The 20,317-nt window shown below is 32.3% G+C and carries 23 protein-coding genes, 1 tRNA gene, 1 pseudogene and 1 riboswitch; of the genes and pseudogenes, 4 read left to right on the top strand and 21 right to left on the bottom strand.

What is annotated here, in order from left to right; genetic code table 11:
* Positions 1-103 precede the first annotated feature (103 nt).
* On the top strand, positions 104-766 hold the full coding sequence (locus ABDJ34_RS04280) for a helix-turn-helix transcriptional regulator (protein ID WP_094224981.1): 663 nt from the start codon (positions 104-106) through the stop codon (positions 764-766).
* 14 nt (positions 767-780) lie between these two features.
* Here ABDJ34_RS04280 and ABDJ34_RS04275 read toward each other — a convergent pair whose 3' ends face one another.
* From ABDJ34_RS04275 to ABDJ34_RS04260, 4 genes are read right to left on the bottom strand one after another with little or no spacing between them, the layout of a single operon-like run.
* Positions 781-921: a FeoB-associated Cys-rich membrane protein gene (locus ABDJ34_RS04275; RefSeq protein ID WP_412701495.1), complete on the bottom strand. Its 141-nt coding sequence runs from the start codon at positions 919-921 to the stop codon at positions 781-783.
* A gap of 27 nt (positions 922-948) precedes the next feature.
* A complete protein-coding gene (gene feoB / locus ABDJ34_RS04270; RefSeq protein ID WP_412701494.1) occupies positions 949-3,078 on the bottom strand; it encodes a ferrous iron transport protein B in 2,130 nt (709 codons plus the stop codon).
* 12 nt (positions 3,079-3,090) lie between these two features.
* Positions 3,091-3,321: a FeoA family protein gene (locus ABDJ34_RS04265; RefSeq protein WP_035109672.1), complete on the bottom strand. Its 231-nt coding sequence runs from the start codon at positions 3,319-3,321 to the stop codon at positions 3,091-3,093.
* 29 nt (positions 3,322-3,350) lie between these two features.
* Positions 3,351-3,575: a FeoA family protein gene (locus tag ABDJ34_RS04260; RefSeq protein ID WP_412701493.1), complete on the bottom strand. Its 225-nt coding sequence runs from the start codon at positions 3,573-3,575 to the stop codon at positions 3,351-3,353.
* A gap of 344 nt (positions 3,576-3,919) precedes the next feature.
* Between ABDJ34_RS04260 and glmS the strand changes: the two genes are divergently transcribed.
* Positions 3,920-5,740 carry a glutamine--fructose-6-phosphate transaminase (isomerizing) gene (glmS, locus tag ABDJ34_RS04255; RefSeq protein ID WP_412701492.1) on the top strand — a complete coding sequence of 607 codons (1,821 nt, stop codon included), beginning with the start codon at positions 3,920-3,922 and terminating at the stop codon, positions 5,738-5,740.
* Between the two features lie 71 nt (positions 5,741-5,811).
* On the opposite strand, the gene tsaD is transcribed toward glmS, so the two are convergent.
* The 5 genes and pseudogenes from tsaD to ABDJ34_RS04230 form a co-directional block, all read right to left on the bottom strand.
* On the bottom strand, positions 5,812-6,834 hold the full coding sequence (tsaD, locus tag ABDJ34_RS04250; protein WP_412701565.1) for a tRNA (adenosine(37)-N6)-threonylcarbamoyltransferase complex transferase subunit TsaD: 1,023 nt from the start codon (positions 6,832-6,834) through the stop codon (positions 5,812-5,814).
* A gap of 21 nt (positions 6,835-6,855) precedes the next feature.
* Positions 6,856-7,248 (bottom strand): annotated as a pseudogene (gene rimI / locus ABDJ34_RS04245) (ribosomal protein S18-alanine N-acetyltransferase); the annotation flags it as partial.
* A 4-nt stretch (positions 7,249-7,252) separates the two neighbouring features.
* Positions 7,253-7,939 (bottom strand): tRNA (adenosine(37)-N6)-threonylcarbamoyltransferase complex dimerization subunit type 1 TsaB, encoded by a 687-nt coding sequence (gene tsaB, locus ABDJ34_RS04240; protein ID WP_002835140.1) that lies wholly within the window; start codon positions 7,937-7,939, stop codon positions 7,253-7,255.
* Positions 7,920-8,384, bottom strand: a complete 465-nt coding sequence (tsaE, locus tag ABDJ34_RS04235; RefSeq protein ID WP_316102549.1) for a tRNA (adenosine(37)-N6)-threonylcarbamoyltransferase complex ATPase subunit type 1 TsaE — start codon at positions 8,382-8,384, stop codon at positions 7,920-7,922. The genes tsaB and tsaE overlap by 20 nt, the downstream gene beginning before the upstream one ends.
* 110 nt (positions 8,385-8,494) lie before the next feature.
* Entirely contained in the window at positions 8,495-9,085 is a 591-nt protein-coding gene (locus ABDJ34_RS04230) for an ECF transporter S component (protein WP_412701491.1), read from the bottom strand.
* 70 nt (positions 9,086-9,155) lie between these two features.
* Positions 9,156-9,270, bottom strand: a riboswitch (FMN riboswitch).
* Positions 9,271-9,353: 83 nt separating this feature from the next.
* Here ABDJ34_RS04230 and ABDJ34_RS04225 point away from each other — a divergent pair.
* Together ABDJ34_RS04225 and ABDJ34_RS04220 are read left to right on the top strand one after the other, a co-directional pair.
* A complete protein-coding gene (locus ABDJ34_RS04225) occupies positions 9,354-10,616 on the top strand; it encodes a M18 family aminopeptidase (RefSeq protein WP_412701490.1) in 1,263 nt (420 codons plus the stop codon).
* A gap of 174 nt (positions 10,617-10,790) precedes the next feature.
* Positions 10,791-10,867 (top strand) — tRNA-Pro (locus ABDJ34_RS04220).
* Between the two features lie 148 nt (positions 10,868-11,015).
* Here ABDJ34_RS04220 and ABDJ34_RS04215 read toward each other — a convergent pair.
* The 12 genes from ABDJ34_RS04215 to ABDJ34_RS04160 form a co-directional block, all read right to left on the bottom strand.
* The gene (locus tag ABDJ34_RS04215) at positions 11,016-11,693 is read right to left on the bottom strand and encodes a 5'-methylthioadenosine/adenosylhomocysteine nucleosidase (RefSeq protein ID WP_094208940.1); all 678 of its coding nucleotides are present in this window, start codon (positions 11,691-11,693) and stop codon (positions 11,016-11,018) included.
* Positions 11,690-13,039: a phosphoglucosamine mutase gene (gene glmM / locus ABDJ34_RS04210; protein WP_412701489.1), complete on the bottom strand. Its 1,350-nt coding sequence runs from the start codon at positions 13,037-13,039 to the stop codon at positions 11,690-11,692. Before glmM ends, ABDJ34_RS04215 begins: the two co-directional genes overlap by 4 nt.
* A gap of 102 nt (positions 13,040-13,141) precedes the next feature.
* On the bottom strand, positions 13,142-13,393 hold the full coding sequence (locus ABDJ34_RS04205) for a hypothetical protein (protein WP_412701488.1): 252 nt from the start codon (positions 13,391-13,393) through the stop codon (positions 13,142-13,144).
* 1 nt (position 13,394) lies between these two features.
* On the bottom strand, positions 13,395-14,372 hold the full coding sequence (locus ABDJ34_RS04200; RefSeq protein ID WP_154253706.1) for a CdaR family protein: 978 nt from the start codon (positions 14,370-14,372) through the stop codon (positions 13,395-13,397).
* Complete coding sequence (cdaA, locus tag ABDJ34_RS04195; protein ID WP_094206064.1) at positions 14,362-15,204, bottom strand: diadenylate cyclase CdaA; 843 nt, start codon at positions 15,202-15,204, stop codon at positions 14,362-14,364. Before cdaA ends, ABDJ34_RS04200 begins: the two co-directional genes overlap by 11 nt.
* A gap of 103 nt (positions 15,205-15,307) precedes the next feature.
* Positions 15,308-15,571 (bottom strand): HPr family phosphocarrier protein, encoded by a 264-nt coding sequence (locus ABDJ34_RS04190; protein ID WP_094207460.1) that lies wholly within the window; start codon positions 15,569-15,571, stop codon positions 15,308-15,310.
* Between the two features lie 56 nt (positions 15,572-15,627).
* Entirely contained in the window at positions 15,628-16,170 is a 543-nt protein-coding gene (locus tag ABDJ34_RS04185) for a rubrerythrin family protein (protein WP_316537405.1), read from the bottom strand.
* Between the two features lie 85 nt (positions 16,171-16,255).
* Positions 16,256-17,299 carry a rod shape-determining protein gene (mreB, locus tag ABDJ34_RS04180; protein WP_094206067.1) on the bottom strand — a complete coding sequence of 348 codons (1,044 nt, stop codon included), beginning with the start codon at positions 17,297-17,299 and terminating at the stop codon, positions 16,256-16,258.
* Positions 17,300-17,307: 8 nt separating this feature from the next.
* Complete coding sequence (ispF, locus tag ABDJ34_RS04175; protein WP_110057799.1) at positions 17,308-17,787, bottom strand: 2-C-methyl-D-erythritol 2,4-cyclodiphosphate synthase; 480 nt, start codon at positions 17,785-17,787, stop codon at positions 17,308-17,310.
* Positions 17,784-18,479, bottom strand: a complete 696-nt coding sequence (gene ispD / locus ABDJ34_RS04170) for a 2-C-methyl-D-erythritol 4-phosphate cytidylyltransferase (protein ID WP_412701487.1) — start codon at positions 18,477-18,479, stop codon at positions 17,784-17,786. Before ispD ends, ispF begins: the two co-directional genes overlap by 4 nt.
* 125 nt (positions 18,480-18,604) lie before the next feature.
* Positions 18,605-19,708 (bottom strand): PIN/TRAM domain-containing protein, encoded by a 1,104-nt coding sequence (locus tag ABDJ34_RS04165; RefSeq protein ID WP_094206070.1) that lies wholly within the window; start codon positions 19,706-19,708, stop codon positions 18,605-18,607.
* A gap of 24 nt (positions 19,709-19,732) precedes the next feature.
* Entirely contained in the window at positions 19,733-20,215 is a 483-nt protein-coding gene (locus ABDJ34_RS04160; protein ID WP_094223707.1) for a CarD family transcriptional regulator, read from the bottom strand.
* Between the last annotated feature and the right edge of the window lie 102 nt (positions 20,216-20,317).

Raw genomic sequence — 20,317 nt, 5'->3', positions numbered from 1 at the left:
ATTAAAATCAAATCAAATTGCAAAAATGTATCATTTCTTGCAATTTCAAGCAAATTAGTTATATAATTAATTCGTAACACTCAAAAAATGAAAGGAATTGTATATGTTCGAATTGGAATCAAAGTTAATAAAGGCTGTTCAGATAAAATCAAACAAAAAAGCACATGATTTAGCTGAAGAAATATTAAAAAATTGGGAAGATTCTGAAACTAATATTAGATCCCAAAAGAACACAATTATTCAGTTATTAGCGATATTTTCATGGAATCAGATGAAAAATATAAACGATTCTCAAAGTTTAAAATATTGTGAAAATGAAAAAAACAAACTATTATATAAAGTAGAAAATAATGAATCTGAAAACACCAGTGAAATACTTCACGAAATCGTAGAATATTACACTACAAACCAAAATATATTTACAAAGGGTTGTGAAAACCCATTAATCAGAAGGGCATTGGATTATATTTACAATAACAGTGAGCAGAAGATTTCTTTGGATATTCTGTCTGATCACTTGCACGTGTCCAAAAGCTATTTGTCAACATTGATTTGTCAAAACACGGGAAGCAATCTTCCAAATATTTTGACTACTTTTAGAATAGAAAAAAGTCTACTGCTTTTGACTTACACCGACAAATCCGTTAGCGAGATTTCAAAGGAAGTTGGATTTCAATCTGATTCATATTTTTGTCAACAATTCAAAAATATAAAACAAATTACACCTAAAAAGTTTAGAACAATAACAAAGCGTGACCTCTGCTAAAGGCCACGCTTTTTTTATTGTTTATTGTAATTTTGAGAATGAGGGCAAGAAGTGGAACCGCAATCGCAGCTACCACCTTTTTTAATCATACGACGTACTGCAAACACAATTGCTACGACAATTATTGATAATACTACTATATCAGCTATATTCAAAAAATCACCTTCTTTAAAATTCTATCTCTATTCTACTGCTCTTTTTGATTGATTGTTTTTGTATTTATCTTTTCTTAATATCATATACAACATTCCAACCAACACTACAAGCGCTATTGCTGTCATAATTGTAAATGGTTGTTTTACTACCAAAACATTTAGGAATTGATATACCATAAACGATATTAAATATGCAAAAGTAATTTGATATATAATTGCAAAAGCCGTCCATTTTGAAGAATTCATTTCTTCTTTGATCGCGCCTACCGCTGCAAAACATGGAACTGATAATTGGTTAAATATCAAGAAACTCATCGCAGAAGCAATTGTAAAATTATTTCTAACCAAATCAGCTATTTTACCTGTATCATCACCTACACCAGAAACTATTCCGTAAACGCTGACTACCATTTCCTTTGCCACAGTTCCTAAGAATGAAGCTACAGTTGCAGTCCAATTTCCGAATCCTAATGGAGCAAACAATGGTGCGAATATTTTTCCGATGAACGCCAATATAGTATCGGTACTATCATCAGCGAAATGAACAAATTCTCCCTTAACAGAAATATTTTGTAAAATCCAAACTCCTATTGATGCAACTAAAATTATTGTACCAGCTTTGATGATGAACGATTTAACTCTGTCCCAAGTTACATGCAAAATATTTGAAACAGTTGGTGTATGATATTCTGGAAGTTCCATTACAAATGGTGCAGGTTCTCCAGAAAATGCCTTAGTTTTTTTCAAGATAAGACCACTAACTATTACAGCTAAAATTCCTGTGAAATACAATAATGGGGCAAACCACCATTGACCGAAAATCGCTGCCGCAAATAATGCTATGATTTCTGTTTTGGCACCACAAGGCATAAATGATGCAACAATTATAGTCATTTTTCTGTCGTTTTCGTTTTCTATCGTTCTTGTCGCCATAATTCCTGGAACTGAACAACCAGTACCAATCAAAATCGGAATAAATGATTTTCCAGACAATCCAAATTTTCTAAACATTCTATCCAAAATAAATGCAATTCTGGACATATATCCAATATCTTCCAAAATAGCAAGTAATAATTCTAACGTCGCAATTAATGGTAAGAAACCCAATACTGCACCAACACCGGCGACAATACCATCAACAACAAGGCTTGTTACCCAATCGCTAGTTCCTATTGCTTCTAGTCCTTTTGTAGCTAGATTTCCTAAACCATCAGTCATTACAGTATCTGCCCACCAATCGTGGAATGGAGGACCTCCAACAACCTTTACCGCAATAAAGTAAACGGCTATCATTATCAATACGAAAATTGGTAATGCCAAAAATCTATTCGTAACCACCCTATCAATTTTATCGCTAGTAGTTAATCCCGATCTTCCTTTTTGTACAGAATCTGAAATTACTGAAGTAATGAATGTATATCTTTCATCTGTAATTATGGATTCACCATCATCATCGTATTCTTCTTCAATTTTCGAAACAATTTCTTCAACTTTTGCTTTTTCTTCATCAGTGATATGAACAGCTTGTAATGCTTTTTCATCTCTTTCCAAAGCTTTTACAGCAAACCATCTTTTTGATTCAGAATTTTTAATGGATTCTACACTATTTTCTATTTCAGTAAGCACATTTTCAATTTCATCACTAAATGATTTTATCGATTCATGATGAGATTTCACTTGTTTTTGTGCAACTTCAATTAATTCATCCAAGTTTAATTTTTTAAGTGCTGATACTTCAACTATTGGAATTCCCAATTTTTCAGATATTAGTTTTGTGTTTAATTTATCGTTATTTTTCTTAACGACATCCATCATATTAAATGCCAAAACCATTGGAATTCCAATTTCAGATAATTGTGTTGTAAGATACAAGTTTCTTTCAATATTTGAAGCATCCACAACATCAATAATTACATCTGGTTTTTCGTTTATTAAGTAATTTCTACTAACAACTTCTTCCAAAGTATATGGAGAAAGCGAGTAAATTCCCGGTAAGTCGGTAATTTTAATATCTTTGTTATTTTTTAAGGTTCCCTCTTTTTTTTCTACAGTAACGCCTGGCCAGTTACCAACATATTGATTGGATCCTGTCAACGCGTTAAACATCGTGGACTTACCACTATTAGGGTTACCTGCTAAAGCAATTCTTATTGACATAAGTCCTCCTAATTATTTATCTATAATTTCTATTAAAATATTTTCTGCATCATCTTTTCTAAGACTTAGTTCATATCCTCTCAAATTAATTTGAACTGGATCTCCTAATGGTGCTACTTTTCTGATATAGATTTCTACATTTTTTGTAATACCCATATCCATTATTCTTCTTTTAACAGGACCTTTTCCCAAAATCTTAACAACTCTGTAGTATTTTCCTACTTCGGCGTGTTTAAGATTCATTTCGTTATCCACTTATGTATCCTCCTTAATTAAATATGATTTACCATAATTCTCATAGCTATATCTTTTCCTATAGCCACTCTTGAACCTTTTATTTTAACTATCAAATTTCCGTAGCTTTCTGAAACAACTGTAACTAATGCTCCTTCAACAAAGCCCATATTATTCAATAATTTTTTTTGTGAATCATCTTTTATTTTTTTTATTTTTACGATTTGAAAATCTTCATTGAGTGGCACTAATGCCAAATTCATTTAATCACCTTCATTTAAACGTTTAAATCTATTACATTGATATTATATTGATAAAGAGTATTAATGTCAAGAGGAATTGAGAATTATTTTCTCTTCCGTTTTCATTTGTTACAAAATTATTGCAATTTGCTAATAAAATTTACACTACATTTTATATTTGATATAATATCTCAAGAGATAAAAACAAAAAAGCGCCAGACCTTTACGGTTAACGAGGGATAGAGTTATCGAATTTTTCGGCGGGAGCTCTATAGGTAACACAGCCTTAGCATTTAACAAAGTTCAAGAGCAATTTTGAAACAAAAATAATGAAGTGTATCTCTAAAAAATTTGGAGGTAAATATATGTGCGGAATAGTATGTTATAACGGCGAAAAATCAGCCGTTGAAATCATATTAAACGGATTAAAATCTCTGGAATACAGAGGTTATGATTCAAGCGGTATTTCTGTAGTAACAAATAAAATCGAAACAGTAAAAAGAAAAGGAAAATTGCAAAATTTAATAGATTCTATCGATGAAATCGACAACAACGCTAGTGTCGGAATTGGTCATATTAGATGGGCAACTCACGGTGAACCAAATGAAATTAACGCTCACCCACAAGTAAGTGAAGATGGTAAATTCTCAGTTGTTCACAACGGTATTATCGAAAATTACAAAGAATTAAAAAAAGAATTAGAAGATAATGGCTACACTTTCAAATCAACTACAGACACAGAAATTGTTGTTGCATTGATTAGCCAGTACTATAAAGACGATTTATTAGAAGCGGTAAAATCTACAATCAAAAGATTAAAGGGAGCTTATGCATTAGGAATTGTTTCAGAATACGAAAAAGACAAACTAATTGCTGTAAGAAAAGAATCTCCGTTGATTTTAGGAAAATGTGACGACGGAATAATTCTAGCAAGTGATATTCCTTCTGTTTTAAAATACACAAGAGACATTGTGTATTTGGAAAATGGAGACATCGTAGAAATAGATAAGAAAAATTACACAATTTACGATAAAGATTTCGAAAAAGTAGATCGTGAAGTTAAAACTGTAGACATGACAATTGATCAAGCTAGTAAAGGTGGCTACGAGCATTTTATGTTAAAAGAAATTCACGAACAACCAGAAGTTGTTAAGAAGACTTTGGAGGTTAATGTAAAAAATAACGTAATAGATTTTGCAGAAAATTCATTAACTAAAGAAGAATTATTAAAAATAAACAAAGTATACATCGTTGCATGTGGTACAGCTTATCATGCAGGTGAAGTTGGTAAAGTTGCTATTGAAAAATTAGCAAAAATACCTGTAATTACTGATATCGCATCAGAATTCAGATACAACGATCCATTTATCGACGAAAACACTCTAGTGATTTTGATTTCTCAATCAGGAGAAACTGCTGATACATTGGCAGCTCTTAGAGAATCCAAAAACAAAGGTGCAAAAATCTTAGCAGTTACAAACGTAGTTGGCTCATCAATAGCAAGAGAAGCTGACAAGGTTATCTACACTTTGGCAGGCCCAGAAATTGCAGTAGCCAGTACTAAAGCATACATTTCACAATTGGTTACAGTGATAATGTTGGCTTTGGATTTTGCAAAGAAATTAGGCACAATTGAAGATGTTGAGTATTCAAAATACATCGAAGAGTTAAAAACAATGCCTGAAAAAATAGAAGAAACATTAAAATCAGAATCAATAACTGAAAGAATAGCTGAAGCTATCAAGGAAGATAAATCGATGTTCTTTATCGGACGTGGATTGGACTTCTTGAGTGTAAAAGAAGGAGCTTTAAAATTAAAAGAAATTTCCTACATTCACACTGAAGCATTCCCTGCAGGAGAATTAAAACACGGTTCAATCGCTTTGATAGAACAAAACACACCAGCATTATCAGTTATTACACAATCAAAATTAGCTGAAAAGACAATTTCAAATGTTCAAGAAGTTGTGACAAGAGGAGCGAAAGTATTCACAATCACAGTTGAAGGAAATGACAATATGAAAGATTTCTCAGAAGAAATCATCTTCATTCCTAAAACTTTAGAATTATTGTATCCGATACTTTCAGTAGTCCCTGAACAATTGTTGGGATATCATACTTCTTTGAAAAAAGGCTTAGATGTAGATAAACCACGTAACTTAGCAAAATCAGTAACAGTTGAATAAAAAATATGGAGTCCTCATTTTAAAGTGAGAACTCCTTTTTTAATGTTAATATTTAATTTTATAGCTACATTTTATAATTCTAAATTAGGATAAACTTTCAAATCAAGTCCATCTTGTTTTCCGTTGATATAATCGTAGTATCCCGCAGTTGCAATCATTGCAGCGTTATCTGTGCACAAGATTTTATCTGGAAAATACACTTGCATTCCTTTTTCTTCTGCTTTTTCCAAAACTCTCTCTTTTAATCTAGAATTTGCTGCTACTCCACCACTTAGTACGAAAGTTTTTTGATTTTTTTCTTCTAATAATCTAAAAGATTTTTCAACCAAAACATCTATGACAGCTTCTTGGAAAGATGCTGCAACATCTTCTTTTATTATTTCTTCGTTTTTTTGATTTTTGTTGTTCAAATAATTTAGAACAGCTGTTTTCAATCCACTAAAACTAAAATCGTAGCTGTCTTTTTCAAGCATTACTCTTGGAAAATCTATCGCTGTTGGATTCCCTTGTTTTGCAAGCCTGTCAATAACAGGCCCACCTGGATATTCCAATCCCAACGCACGTGCAACTTTATCATAGCTTTCACCACAAGCGTCATCTCTTGTAGACCCAATTATTTCGTAATTTTGATAATCCACAACATCTATTAAATAAGTGTGGCCACCAGATACAACCAACGAAATAAATGGTGGTTCTAATTCTTTGTGGCTAATGTAGTTTGCACAAATGTGGCCTTGCATGTGATTAACACCTACAAGTGGTTTCTTCAAACAATAGCTTAAAGATTTTGCACAAGAAATCCCAACTAATAATGCACCAATAAGTCCTGGCCCTTTCGTAACGCAAATTACGTCAATATCCTTCAACGTTAAATTCGCCTCGTCCAAAGATTGTTGCAAGATAGAATTCATCGCTTCTAAGTGAAGACGGCTCGCAACTTCCGGAACCACCCCACCATATCTTTTGTGCACATCTATTTGAGAAGAAATCACATTACTCAACACTTCTCTTCCATTTTTTACAATCGCAACGCTTGTTTCATCACAAGACGTTTCAATCGCAAGTGTAATTATATTTTCTTTAATATCATCCATATTCAACATCATCCTCAATGCGTCCTCTTTTGGAGTTTCATAATATCCATTAATTCTGCCATTTTTTTGAAATCCAAATTTCGTGTAAAGATTAATTGCTCCAAAGTTAGACTCTCTAACTTCCAAGAAAATATTTTTGACATTTTCTTTTTTGCAAAAATCTAACATAAATTTTATAAATTCAGTTGCAATCCCACAGTTTCTGCAACTTTTTTTCACAGAAATTGTTTGAAGCTCAGCTTCATCAACAACTATTGAAAATCCAATAATTCCAACGATTTTGCTATCTTTTTCTCCGACATAATAATGATTACATTCATTTTTCAAACAAGCTTCGTATCCTATTTTGCTCCAAGCATCTGAAAAACTTTCTTTTTCAATTTCTACAACATCATCCAAATCAAAGGAATCCATCTGTCTAATTATCATTACTGTGTCTTCTTTCGTAATCTCGTTGTGCTTGTGATTTTCTCACATAATCTGGGCTAAGAGTGTAATAGCTATCAAATGTTTCGGTTTTATTTGCCAAGTCACAAATCGACCTTGTAATACAATTATTCAACGAAGAATTTGCAAGGTGGAAGTTCTTCTTAGATTTGATTTCATCTAAGAAAGAATACACTCCATCTCCTACGAAAATATATTCCTTATCATCGTCAAGTTGTTCAACCAAATCTTCAAAATAAATCAAATCATCATCCATCAAACGTTCTAATTTTGAATCGTTAGTGAACATCGAGTAGTAAACTCTCCCACCTCTTGCATCCAAAATAGGAATAATGATTTTGTCAGTGCTAATCATATTAGCCAAAGCTTCCAAGGTAGATATGCCGACGATTTTTTTATCGAAAACTTGCGCAAAAGTCTTTGCAGTGGTCATTCCAATTCTAAGACCAGTAAAAGATCCAGGTCCCTTGCACACCGCAAACACGTCCACATCTTCAATATCTGTATCTAATTTTTCAAGCATTTGCTCAATCATCAAAACCAAAGTTTCGCTGTGAGTTTTCTTTTGATTTATATTATAATCTCCAACGATTAGTCCATCTTCCATCAAAGAACAAGAGCTAATCATAGTTGAAGTATCAATCGCTAAAATTTTCATTTAATTCCTCTATAATTTCTTTTTCTCTTTTGTTGTTCCCGTCAATTCTAATTTTTCTGGAAACATCACCAGTTTTTTCAATGTAAATTTCAATTAAATTTCTAGGCATATAAGACTGTGCTTGACTTGCCCATTCAATGATAGTAATTCCTTCTGGATACAACAACTCATCTATATCCAAGGATTCTATCTCCATCTCATCTTCTAATCTATACAAATCAATATGATTTAATTCAACATCACCGTAGTATGTATTTACCAATGAAAAAGTTGGACTGGTTACACTTTCTTCAATCCCAAAACTTTTTGCAATAGATTTAGTAAGAGTAGTTTTTCCGGCTCCCAAATCACCAATCAAAGATATAACATCTTGTTTTTTTAAAGTTTTTGCAAAAAGTTGTCCAAATTTTTCAGTATCTTTTAAATCATTTAAAATATATTCCATAAATATCACCAAATAAATTATATCACAACTGAACAACAACAAAAATGACTCATTATTTTAGATTAATGAGTCATTGTATATTTTATGAATTTTTACATGTATGTTATTGATTATTTTTTCAAAAATCTTGAAATTGGCTTGTAAAGTGCGATTGTAACTGCAGATACGATGATACCTTTTACAATGTTAAATGGCACGATACTGAAAAGCACAAACATCAATGGAGTGCTTGCCAATGAATTTACTTTTGAAAACTCTTTTGTAAAATCAACCAAATTAATTCCGTACAATGGGAAAATTACAAAATAGTTAGAAATACAAGCAACTACTGTGTACGCCAATACACCAAAAACTAATCCAGTGATTGCTGATTTTTTGCTTTTTCCTTTGTTGTAAATTGAACTTGCTACAACAACGAATACTGATGATAATATAAAGTTAGATAATTCCCCAACTCCACCAGTAGTTGTTCCGTTAATTATAAAGTTCAACAAAATCTTAACTGCAGAAGTTAACACTCCTGCTACAGGTCCTAGTGCAAATCCTGAAATTAATACTCCCAAATCTCCTATGTCCACTGTCATAAATGGTGGTGCAAATGGTAGAGGGAATTTAAAAATCATAAGCAATGCACTTATTGCCCCTAAAATACTGATTTTCACCATAGTTTGAGTACTAGAATTTTTTCTTGTGGTTTCCATAACCTACCTCCTAAGATTTTCAAGGGCAAATAAAAAAGCCCTTATATTTAGGGCTAAATGTTAATTATTACATTTACTTCTTTCGTCCAGACTTTACTGTCGGTATTGGAATTACACCAATTCATGCATAATGCTCGCGGACTATAACCGCCGGTGAGGAAATCAACCTCGCCCTGAAGTAACTTCATTATACCACTAAGTATATTTTTTGTAAACTTTTGCTATTAAGTATTTTTATTTTTGGGTATACTATTATTGAGGTGATTTTATGAACATAACAAAAGAATTAATGAGTTTTATCGATAACAGTCCATCTGTTTTTCACGTTATCGATAATTTTAAAAAAACACTAACAGAAGACGGGTTTACTGAATTAAAATTTAAGGATAATTGGAAAATCGAAAATGGCAAAGGATATTTTGTAACAAATAACGATTCATCAATTATCGCTTTTAAAGGAAGTTCTGATTTCGATAATATCAGATTGATTGGGTCTCATTCAGACAGCCCAACTTTTAGAATAAAACCAAATTCTATCGTAAACAAAGACGGATTTTTGACTTTAAATACTGAAGTTTACGGTGGACCAATACTAAGCACATGGTTCGACCGTCCATTGTCTGTAGCTGGTAGAGTTGTTTTGAAATCAGATAATCCTTTCAAACCTGAAATCAAACATATCAATGTAGACAAAAATTTATTGATAATTCCTAACGTTGCAATCCACATGAACAGAGATGTAAATAACGGATACAAATTCAATGCACAAAAGGACACTTTGCCACTTTTAGCATTATCAGAAAAAGATTCAAATATTTCTTTTGAAGAAATTTTAGCAAGAAATACTGGAATAAATTCAGAAGATATTTTAGATTTTGATTTATTCTTGTACGATAGACAAAAAGGAGAATTTGTCGGAGAAAACGACGAATTTTATTCAGTAGGAAGAATCGATAATTTGGGAATGGCATTTAATTCTATAAAATCATTAATAGATTCAAATGTTACTAATACTTTAGCATTAGCTATGGTATTTGATAACGAAGAAATAGGTTCTTCAACAAAACAAGGCGCAGGCAGCACACTTCTTAGCGATTGTTTCAAAAAAATCGTAGAAGATAACAATAAAAACTTCTATGAAGTATTGCACAATTCTTACTTGATTAGTGCAGACCAAGCTCACAGTTTGCATCCAAATTACACAGAAATGGCAGATCCTACTAACAGACCACTAATCAACAACGGTCCTGTTATAAAATACGCTGCAAACGGAGCGTACACTTCGGATGCTGTTAGCTCTTCAATATTTAAAAAATTATGCTTAGATAAAAATATTCCATGCCAAGAATTCACAAACAGATCAGATAAAAGAGGAGGCTCCACAATTGGACCTATCACTGTTTCTAATTTGGATATTCAATCTATTGATATAGGAAACGCAATTCTTTCAATGCACTCTGTAAGGGAATTAGGTGGATGTAAAGACAACGAATATATCTATGAATTATTCAAGTATTACTACGAATATTAACAAAATGTAAATTAAAAGTTAAGATTTTTTAATTCTTAGTAAAACGGAGATAAAATATGATTATTAAATTTAATCGATTTTATCTCCTTTTATTTATCTATAAATGGATTTGTCATAAATCTAAATCTATCGTATACTAATAAAGTACTTGAGATAAGCAAGTAATAAAAACGTCGGGGTGTAGCGCAGTCCGGTAGCGCACGTGGTTTGGGACCATGGGGCCGGGGGTTCAAATCCTCTCACCCCGACCATAATCACAAATTATATTTGTGATTTTTTTGTTTCCTTTTGTTATTGATATTATGAAAAAATACATCTGTTTCGTACAGATGTATTTTTTTGCCCATTTTTAATAAAATAAAAACGCAGGACAAATTCTCATTCATCCTACGCTATTCTCTACATATTTTTGATCAATACAACTACACTATGTGCAGCCTTCTTTGTTTTTGTTTCTAAATCATTGTAAAATTCATCATCCGCATCGTCATCTGCAAAGTCGGACAAACTTCTTATAACCAAAAACTTCACATCGTTAAGATAACACGTATGAGCAATGGAGCAGCCTTCCATTTCCGTTCCCAACGCGTGATATTTTTCGAATAATTCTTCTTGTTTTTCGGTCGTTGAGATAAATTGATCTCCAGTTACAATAAGCCCTATCCTGTGCTTCAAATTTTCTTGTGTCATAATCTCATCCAATTTTTTCAAAGTTTCACTATCAGCCTCAAAGGTGTCAGTGTAAGGAATATTGTCGCTAAAAATATCCAAATTTATGTCGTGGTATTTTAATTTGTCCGCAAGTATTACCTCATCAAAAGTAAGAGATTTGTCCAATCCACCGCACACACCACAATTTATCACCAAATCTGGATTGTACATATCGATAATTCTTTGTGTTAAAGCTGCTGAGTTTACTTTTCCAATTCCACAAACGCAATTTATAATTTTCTTGTCTTCAAATTCCGAAACATATATTTCATAGTGATTAAACTTGTCCTTTTTAACCGGCTTAAATTGTTCTCTGAAATACTCTTGTTCACTTTCTAATGCCGAAATAATCGCTATTGTTTTCATATTAGCTCACATCTTTCTTCTATTAAATCTTTTAATTCAATAGCTTTTTTCTCTAAATATTCTTGGTTTTCCCCCTCAATCATAACTCTAATCAAAGGCTCAGTTCCAGAAGGTCTTATCAAAACTCTGCCTTCATCTTTGAATTCATGCTCAAGTTCAGCTATTTTTTGATTGATTACTTCATCATCTTTGTACACTTTTTTGTATTCATTATTAACCTTTGCATTCACCAAAACTTGTGGGAAACTAGTCATCAATTTGTTCATTTCTGATAGTTTTTGTTTTGATTTCACAGCTATTTCCGCTAATTTAATCGCCGATAAGATTCCATCACCAGTAGTATTATCTTCTATGAAAATAATGTGTCCTGATTGTTCTCCACCAATAATGTAGCCATTTTTTCTCATTTCTTCAAGAACGTATCTGTCCCCAACTTGTGTTTTAATAACATCCACGCCAACTTCTTTCAAACTTTTTATAAGGCCGATATTGGTCATAACAGTTCCTACAACTGCATTGTTCTTAAGCTTGTTGTTTTCTTTTAAGAAATGTCCAACTGCGCAAATAGCGTGGTCTCCATCCATTATTTCACCAGTTTCATCACAAGCAATCAACCTATCCCCGTCTCCATCAAATGAAAATCCCATATCAGATTCAGAAATTTTTACCAAATTACTTATAACTTCAGGATTTGTTGAACCGCATTTAAAGTTGATATTCTTTCCGTCGTATTCTGTATTTGTAACAGTCACATCAGCATTTAATCTATTGAAAATAATTGGTGCGATTTCAGAAGTAGCTCCATAACCACAGTCCAAGCTCACCTTCACACCAGTCAAATCCAAATCAACCCTGCTCAAAAGATAATTGATATATGTATCCTTTGCGCATTCTTCTTCATAAACTCTACCTACTTTTTCTCCTGTAATTTTTACGTTGATTTCATCTTGATGATCAATCAAATATTCGATTTCTTCTTCAAGACTATCTTTTAATTTGAAACCTTCATTCGAAAAATATTTTATTCCATTAAATTCGTAAGGATTGTGGCTTGCAGAAATCACTATCCCGCAACAAGCATTGTAAAATCTAGTCAAATATGCAACAGCTGGTGTAGGAATCACGCCTAATCTGTACACATCAAAACCCATGCTAGTAATTCCACTAATCAAAGCCGCTTCCAACATATCCCCAGAAATTCTAGTATCTTTTCCTATAACAATTAATTTATTATCTACATCTTTTAATTTATAACAAGCTGCTCTCGCAAGCTTATAAGCTAATTCAACAGTTAAATCTTCGCCTGCAACGCCTCTTATACCGTCAGTTCCGAAATATTTTCCCATCAATATCCCCCTCATATTTTTATAATCTAATTATAACACATAATGTAAAAATCAATTAAAATGTACATTTTTGCAAACAAAAAAACGAGTTTGCACTCGCTTTTATATAAACATAAAACTTGTAATCGGTAACAAGAACAATGTATTTATTATTAAAGTTTTTAAATTTTCAGTTTTATATGAAAAGTACACACCAATAAAAGATGTGATTGGCAATGAGAAAAATACAACTTGGCTCAGTAATTTTGGAAAATCCGGTGAAGTTTCAGCAACTTTTTCCATATAAAATGAAATTACTGTTAGAATTATACCTATTACAATTGTTATTAATGGGATTTTGTTTTTAGTTTTCATATTATTTTTCCAGGACTACTGTTGCTGTGATTCTTCCGTTGGAGCCTTCTGCAAGTACAATTGATTGCGGTAAGTCCAATGTTACATCTACTGTGTTTTCTCCCTCTTTAAAACTTTTTAAATCTATTGCTTTTGTTGTTATATTTGAATGTGATTTTATAATATCATCTTGACCTTTTATCTTTACTGTCGGTCTACTGAATGTAACTTTCTTGACTTTCAACCCGTCTGGAATATTAGTCACAACTGGTTTGATTTCAACATCTTTTTTAAGCAATACATCGATTATTACTTTGCAGCTTTCAGATGATTTTGTCAAGTATGATCTTGTAGTGTCGTCTTTTAAGCTTAGATTAATCGGTAAATCTAAGTTGATATCCTTATCAATATTTGATTGATCAATTTTGACTGATGCGTAATCAATTGAGTTGAGATACGTCTTAGCTCCAGATACTTTTATATCTTTTGGATCTAATTTAATAGAATCAATTTCTACATTTTCCTGCAAATCTCCTACTTTCATTATTCTTATAGGAAATTTAACAGTATCAACTGTTTCTGTTTTCACTAAAATAGTTTCGTCAGATTGATCTGCTACGTTGACTCCTTGAGGAAGGCTGATCTCTACGGGTAATGTTTCAGAATCAACTTTTATAGATTTAACATCTACAAAAGCTTTTATTTCCGAATTTTTCATTTTAGTGATTGTGTTTCTTCTTCCTTCCACACGCATAGATATTGTAGGAGTTTTCGGTGATATTATCACTCTTCCATTTTCTCTTAACTTATCTACGCCACGATATTCAACGTTTACTACTGGAATATCTTTTGTTACTACAGGGTTTTTATTTCCCATTACAAAAGACCACAAAAATATCGCCAAAAAAAGACAGACTATTTTAATTATAAGATTATTTGAATAAAATCCTTTGAAGTCAATATTTTTTAAGTATGAACTATTCTTTAATTTATCTTTCATCTTCTATTTCCTTTCTGTTGAAAATATAAGAATCTTGATCATTGTATAATTTTGTCAGAATCTTTGTTAGAGTTGGTTCATCAACGTATCTGTTGATTTTACCGTGTTCAGCTATTGAAATACCACCTGTTTCTTCTGAAACTATAAGTGCCAAACAATCACTTTTTTCACTCATTCCTATAGCTGCCCTGTGTCTTGTTCCCAATTCTTTAGATATGGATTGTTCTGTGGACAATGGCAAAAAACATGCCGCCGCTTTGATAGTATCATTTTTGATTACAACCGCACCATCATGAAGTGGAGTATTAGGTATGAATATATTTATCAAAAGTTCGCTAGAAATCGCAGAATTTAAAACTGTGCCTGTTTCTACAACGTCTCCAAGACCTGTACTTCTCTCGAAAATAATCAATGCACCAATTTTTTGTCTTGAAAGTGAAAATACAGCGTGTACAATTTCTTCCACGCACTTATCCACTTTTTCTCCTCTGATATCCGCAAATGATTTGGTCAAAATATTACTTCTACCTATTGTTTCCAAAATTTTTCTAAGTTCAGGCTGAAATACCACTATTATCATGATGGCCAAAGCCGTCATCATGTTCTCCAAAACCCAGTTTACAGTGTATAATTTCAACGAATCACTAATTTTTACAAAAATAAATATGATTACAAGTCCTTTTACGAGTTGTTCAGCCCTTGTTTCTTTTATCATCATATATAGTTTGTAAATACAGACCGCAACTATAGCGATATCTATGATATCCAAAAATCTTAGTGTATTGATCATATTAAAAAATTTATCCAAAAAAACCAAATTAATCATTCCCATCTATGCTTCTTTAATTATATGATACCATAAATTATCACCAATTTTTTGCAAAATTAAACGATCATAGCACCGTTTATTCGTAAAAACATTTTCACACTCTATTTTAATAATCTAATCCGTTTTCAATTAATTCGCTTAATTTTTCAAGTGCCAATTGTTCATCTTCACCATCGCATCTTAAAATAAGCTCACATCCTTTGTGCGCTGATAATGACAAAATGCTTATAATACTTTTAGCACTGTATGTTTTATTGTCTTTTATGAATTCAATATTAGAATTGTATTTTACTGCTTCATTCAAAAATTTGGATGCAGCTCTTGCGTGAAGTCCTATCTCGTTTGTAATACAAACCTTTTTCTCTACCATAATTTCCTCCAGATTTTAAAAATATAAGCCGGTATTATCCGGCTTATATCAAAAAATTAATATTCTATGAATTTTTCGGATTTGCATCCGCAAATTGGACACGCATCGATTTTTTCAAATCCTATGTATCCACAAACTGGGCATAGTAATATTTCTTCTACTTCTAAGTCTTTTCCACCGTCAACAAATTCTTTTGCTTTTCCGAATCTTTCAGCGTGAACTTTTTCTGCTTCTACAGCAAATCTCATAGCTCTTACTGCTTCTTTTTCTTCTTGCATTTCAGCTACTTCGATGAATGATGGGTACATTTCAGTTGCTTCGAAGATTTCTCCGTTTTTAGCTCCTTCTAAGTTTTCAGAAGTACTTCCAATTCCGAAACCAGCCATGCTAGTTACTGCGAAATCACCGTGAACATCTTTTAATGCATCAAAGTGTAATGCAGCGTGGATTTTTTCAGCGTCAGCTGTAGCGTTGAACAATCTTGCAACATTTTTAAAACCGTCTTTTTCAGCTTTATTCCCCCAAATGTTGTATCTGTTTCTTGCTTGAGATTCTCCTCCGAATGCTGATTGTAAATTTGTTTGTGTCATCATTTTCATATCAAAATACCCCCTATTTTATTTTATACATATATTATATCACATCGTTAACAAACAATGAATACAATTTGTAATAATTACAATTTTATCTCATTCTGCTAACAATTACTTTTCTTCTCAAATCTTGATGAGAATCACTGTCTTCTTTTAATTTATCCATCCACATTAATGATTTACCAGTTCCCCTAACAACTGCCGTGATTGGACCATCTACAATCCTAGCGTTCACACCTATTCTTTCAGAAATTAATTTATCCAACCCTTTCAGTAGACATCCACCGCCACTCATAATGATTCCTCTTTCGTAAACATCTGCCGCTAATTCAGCTGGAGTTTGTTCCAAAACTTCTTGTACAGTGTCTACAATTTTATCTATCGGCTTTTTCAATGCAACTGAAATATCTTTTGACGAAACGTAGATGTGCATTGGTAATCCATTTACCAGATTTCTCCCTTTGATTTCATACAACTCTCCATCATCTCTAGGATATGCACTGCCTACATTTATTTTAACTTTTTCTGCAGTAGATTCCCCAATTATCATATTGTATTTTGTTTGGACAAAATCTTGAATTTTTTTGTCAAATTCATCTCCTGCAACAGGAATTGATTTATTAATCACAATTCCTCCCATAGAAATCACCGCAACATCTGTAGTTCCTCCACCGATATCTACAACTATGTTACCTCTTGCATCTGTTACATCAATTCCTGAACCTATAGCTGCTGCTAATGGTTCTTCTATTAAATATGTGTTGTACGCTCCAGCGTATTTTGAAGCTTGAATGACAGCTCTTCTTTGAACTTGTGTGATTTGACTTGGAACGCAAATCAAAACTTCTGGTCTGATTAGTGATTTGCCCAAAGTTTTTCTGAGCAAATAAGAAATGATTTTTTCTGTTGAATTAAAATCTGCAACCACGCCATCCTTTAGTGGTTTCTTAGCGACAATATTTCCTGGAGTTCTCCCCAAAATTTTCTTAGCATCTTTTCCAACAGATATTATTTTGGAATTAAAACTATTCATCGCCACAACTGAAGGCTCGTTTAATACGACACCTTTGTTTGGCAAATACACAAGAACAGACGCAGTTCCCAAATCTATTGCTATTTTTCTTCGAAAATTCATATTATCACCTATAAAGCTTTTTTATTTAATATGCAGACACTGTTAGCTGTAATGCCTTCACATCTGCCTTCAAAGCCAAGTTGTTCTGTTGTAGTTGCCTTGACTGAAATATTAAAAGTATTAGTGTGCAAATCTTGTGCGATATTTTCACGCATTGTATCAATGTAATCTCTAAGTTTTGGTTTTTGGCAAGAAATCGTAGAATCAATATTTCCAACTTCATAACCCATATCATCCATGATTTCAAAAACTTTCCTAAGCAACACTCTAGAATCAATGTCTTTGTATTTCATATCAGTGTCTGGAAATAATTTGCCGATATCTCCCAAACAAAGTGCACCACAGATCGAATCCATTATAGCGTGAATCAAAACATCCGCATCGCTGTGACCCAAAAGTCCTTTGTCGTGTGGAATTTCAACTCCGCCTAATATCAATTTTCTATCTTCAACAAGTTTGTGTACATCTAACCCAAAACCTATTCTCATTCGTTTTCTCTCTTTCTAGCAATTAACTCTCCAAATAGCAAATCTTCTTGTGTTGTTATTTTGATATTGGAATAATCGCCCTTAATTATTTTAACTTTTTTACCGACGATTTCAAGTAAAGATGAATCGTCTGTCACATTTATTTTTTCGTCAAATACTAGTTTGTATGCGTCTTTGATAGACTTGTATTTGAAAACTTGTGGCGTTTGCGCCATATACAAGTGTGATCTGTTAGGAGTGTTAACAACTTTCATATCATCGTCAACATATTTTATGGTATCCTTAGCTCCCACGCTCACCACAAGCCCGTCATAATCGCCGATAGATTCAATGGCCTCAAGTATTTTTTCACGTCTAATAAACGGTCTTGCTGCATCATGGCTTATTATCAAATCACAATTTTCATTTACTTTATTCAAGCCATTGTATGTAGATTTTTCTCTTGTGTCTCCACCGATAGCGATTACGATATCTCTGTAATTTTTATCTTTTATAAAATTTCGTACAAATTCTTCGTCTTCTTCTCTAATTACAAGAATGAATTCCTTGATTTCGTCAATTGTTTGAAACACATCCAAAGTCATCTCCAAAATCATTTTGTCTTTTATTTTCAAAAATTGTTTTGGAATTTTTTTATTCATTCTTTGAGAGGATCCAGCCGCAGTTATAATAGCTGAAATATATTTATCCATATAACACCTCATTATTATTATATCAAAAAATCAATTTAATTAAAAAGATTTGCCATTGCAATAAAAAAGAGAACTACACAAATAGTTCTCTAATAAGTTCAAATAATAAATAAAATATATAACTACTAATCTTTTCCCTCAGATTTCTTTGCAAAAATCATTTTTCCTGCAGAAGTTTGAAGAACACTTGTAACAGTACATTCAATAACTTGTCCCAAATATTTTTTGCCATCTTCAACTACAATCATGGTACCATCGTCTAAGTAACCTATCCCTTGATTATTTTCACGTCCTTCTTTAATGATTGACACATTAATCGGTTCACCTGCCACGAAAACAGGCCTCATAGCATTTGCCAAATCATTTATGTTGAACACGAAAACTTCCTGCAAGTCTGCGACCTTATTCAAATTATAATCGTTCGTAAGTAAATTTGCATTCAATTCTTCTGACATTTTCACAAGCATTGAATCGACCTTGTCAATATTAGGATATCTTTTATCAACCACTTTAACCTTGTCCTTGTACTCAGTTTGCATAGTTTTTAAAATATCCAATCCACGTCTTCCTTTTTGCCTTCTCAAATAATTATCCGAATCTGCTATATGTTGTAGTTCTTCGATGACAAATATTGGAATTATTAAATTTCCTTCCAAAAATCCCGTCTTCAATATATCGATAATTCTACCGTCAATAATAGTAGAAGTATCTACGATTTTAGGTCTAACTTTGCTATCTTTGCTTGAAAATTTGAGATTTGGTTTTTCTTTGGTTTTAATTCTATCGAAAAACGCGAGAAAATCATCGTGATAATTAAGAGCAAGTTTTGCTCCCAAAAATCCCATTCCAATATAAAACACAATTTCAAAAATAACAGTCAATACAGTTCCTATCCCTGGAATATTTAATTTTAACAACGGTTGCGATATCAAAAATGCTAGTATAAGCCCTACCACAAGACCAATTGTCCCTATAACAATATCGACCAGAGAGAACTTTTTAAGAGAATCTTCAATAGATTCTATCAATTTTAATTCTACTGATATGAATTTCGGAGCCAAAGCATAAAATATAAATCCAAATACGACTGCCGCTACAATCATAGCGACTATCTTAATAATCACACTAGTTGATTTTTCAATAAAATTACTGAAAATAACATTAGTAAATATAATTCCTAAAATAGCCCCGATGATAGATATCAGTATTGACATCCCTCGTCTGAACAAAATATTTCTCCTTTCACAAATATTTTAATCTAAATCGATTAATTCGTTCACCATACTTTCAGCTTCTGATGGTTTAATATTCAAACCACTTGCTATTTCGCTAATGAGCATTTTTCTGGAGGTATTAAGTACTTTCTTTTCAATCATGGATAGGCCTTTTGAATAATCTAATTCATACAAACCCTTATACACAATAGCAGTTTCTTTTATATCTCCCATTCTCAATTTTTCGAGATTTTCTTTGTACCTTTTATTCCAATTTGAAGGAAAATCAACTTCGCTATTCTTTAAAATATCTCTTAAAGAATGAATAGTTTCTTCTTCTGCAACAAATCTTATTCCCATATCATTTATCTTATCTACAGGTATCGAGATTTTCATTTCCCCCATTGGCATTTTCAAAATATAATAATCTTTTTTAACTCCCAAGACCTCTTTATTTTGTACTTCGGTAATTATGCCTGCACCGTGCATAGGATAAACAATCTTATCGCCTATTTTAAACATACTATCACCTCACCTTATATTATAGCTTAATCACAAACTTAATTCAATAACAAATCTTTTTATTATATCATATCTTATGTATTTGTCAATCAAAAAAGACGA

This window comes from Finegoldia dalianensis, from assembly GCF_046255015.1.
Classification (GTDB): Bacteria; Bacillota; Clostridia; order Tissierellales; family Peptoniphilaceae; genus Finegoldia; species Finegoldia magna.
The sequence above is the reverse complement of the archived record's forward strand: the minus strand, read 5'-3'. Positions and strand labels throughout refer to the sequence as shown.

Bases quoted from the DNA above. Each gene is read 5' to 3' on its own strand.
- ABDJ34_RS04280 (WP_094224981.1), top strand. From the start codon at position 104: ATGTTCGAATTGGAATCAAAGTTAATAAAGGCTGTTCAGATAAAATCA.
- mreB (WP_094206067.1), bottom strand. From the start codon at position 17,299: ATGAATTTTCGAAGAAAAATAGCAATAGATTTGGGAACTGCGTCTGTT.
- ispD (WP_412701487.1), bottom strand. From the start codon at position 18,479: ATGGATAAATATATTTCAGCTATTATAACTGCGGCTGGATCCTCTCAA.
- tsaE (WP_316102549.1), bottom strand. From the start codon at position 8,384: ATGGAATATATTTTAAATGATTTAAAAGATACTGAAAAATTTGGACAA.
- ABDJ34_RS04205 (WP_412701488.1), bottom strand. From the start codon at position 13,393: ATGAAAACTAAAAACAAAATCCCATTAATAACAATTGTAATAGGTATA.
- ispF (WP_110057799.1), bottom strand. From the start codon at position 17,787: ATGAGAATAGGTTTTGGGTTAGATGTACACAAACTTGTTGAAGATAGA.
- cdaA (WP_094206064.1), bottom strand. From the start codon at position 15,204: ATGGGAATGATTAATTTGGTTTTTTTGGATAAATTTTTTAATATGATC.
- ABDJ34_RS04230 (WP_412701491.1), bottom strand. From the start codon at position 9,085: ATGGAAACCACAAGAAAAAATTCTAGTACTCAAACTATGGTGAAAATC.
- ABDJ34_RS04265 (WP_035109672.1), bottom strand. From the start codon at position 3,321: ATGAATCTTAAACACGCCGAAGTAGGAAAATACTACAGAGTTGTTAAG.
- ABDJ34_RS04185 (WP_316537405.1), bottom strand. From the start codon at position 16,170: ATGAAAATGATGACACAAACAAATTTACAATCAGCATTCGGAGGAGAA.
- glmM (WP_412701489.1), bottom strand. From the start codon at position 13,039: ATGGGAAAATATTTCGGAACTGACGGTATAAGAGGCGTTGCAGGCGAA.
- tsaD (WP_412701565.1), bottom strand. From the start codon at position 6,834: ATGGATGATATTAAAGAAAATATAATTACACTTGCGATTGAAACGTCT.
- ABDJ34_RS04225 (WP_412701490.1), top strand. From the start codon at position 9,354: ATGAACATAACAAAAGAATTAATGAGTTTTATCGATAACAGTCCATCT.
- feoB (WP_412701494.1), bottom strand. From the start codon at position 3,078: ATGTCAATAAGAATTGCTTTAGCAGGTAACCCTAATAGTGGTAAGTCC.
- ABDJ34_RS04160 (WP_094223707.1), bottom strand. From the start codon at position 20,215: ATGTTTAAAATAGGCGATAAGATTGTTTATCCTATGCACGGTGCAGGC.
- ABDJ34_RS04200 (WP_154253706.1), bottom strand. From the start codon at position 14,372: ATGAAAGATAAATTAAAGAATAGTTCATACTTAAAAAATATTGACTTC.
- ABDJ34_RS04215 (WP_094208940.1), bottom strand. From the start codon at position 11,693: ATGAAAACAATAGCGATTATTTCGGCATTAGAAAGTGAACAAGAGTAT.
- ABDJ34_RS04190 (WP_094207460.1), bottom strand. From the start codon at position 15,571: ATGGTAGAGAAAAAGGTTTGTATTACAAACGAGATAGGACTTCACGCA.
- ABDJ34_RS04260 (WP_412701493.1), bottom strand. From the start codon at position 3,575: ATGAATTTGGCATTAGTGCCACTCAATGAAGATTTTCAAATCGTAAAA.
- tsaB (WP_002835140.1), bottom strand. From the start codon at position 7,939: ATGAAAATTTTAGCGATTGATACTTCAACTATGATTAGCTCTTGTTCT.
- glmS (WP_412701492.1), top strand. From the start codon at position 3,920: ATGTGCGGAATAGTATGTTATAACGGCGAAAAATCAGCCGTTGAAATC.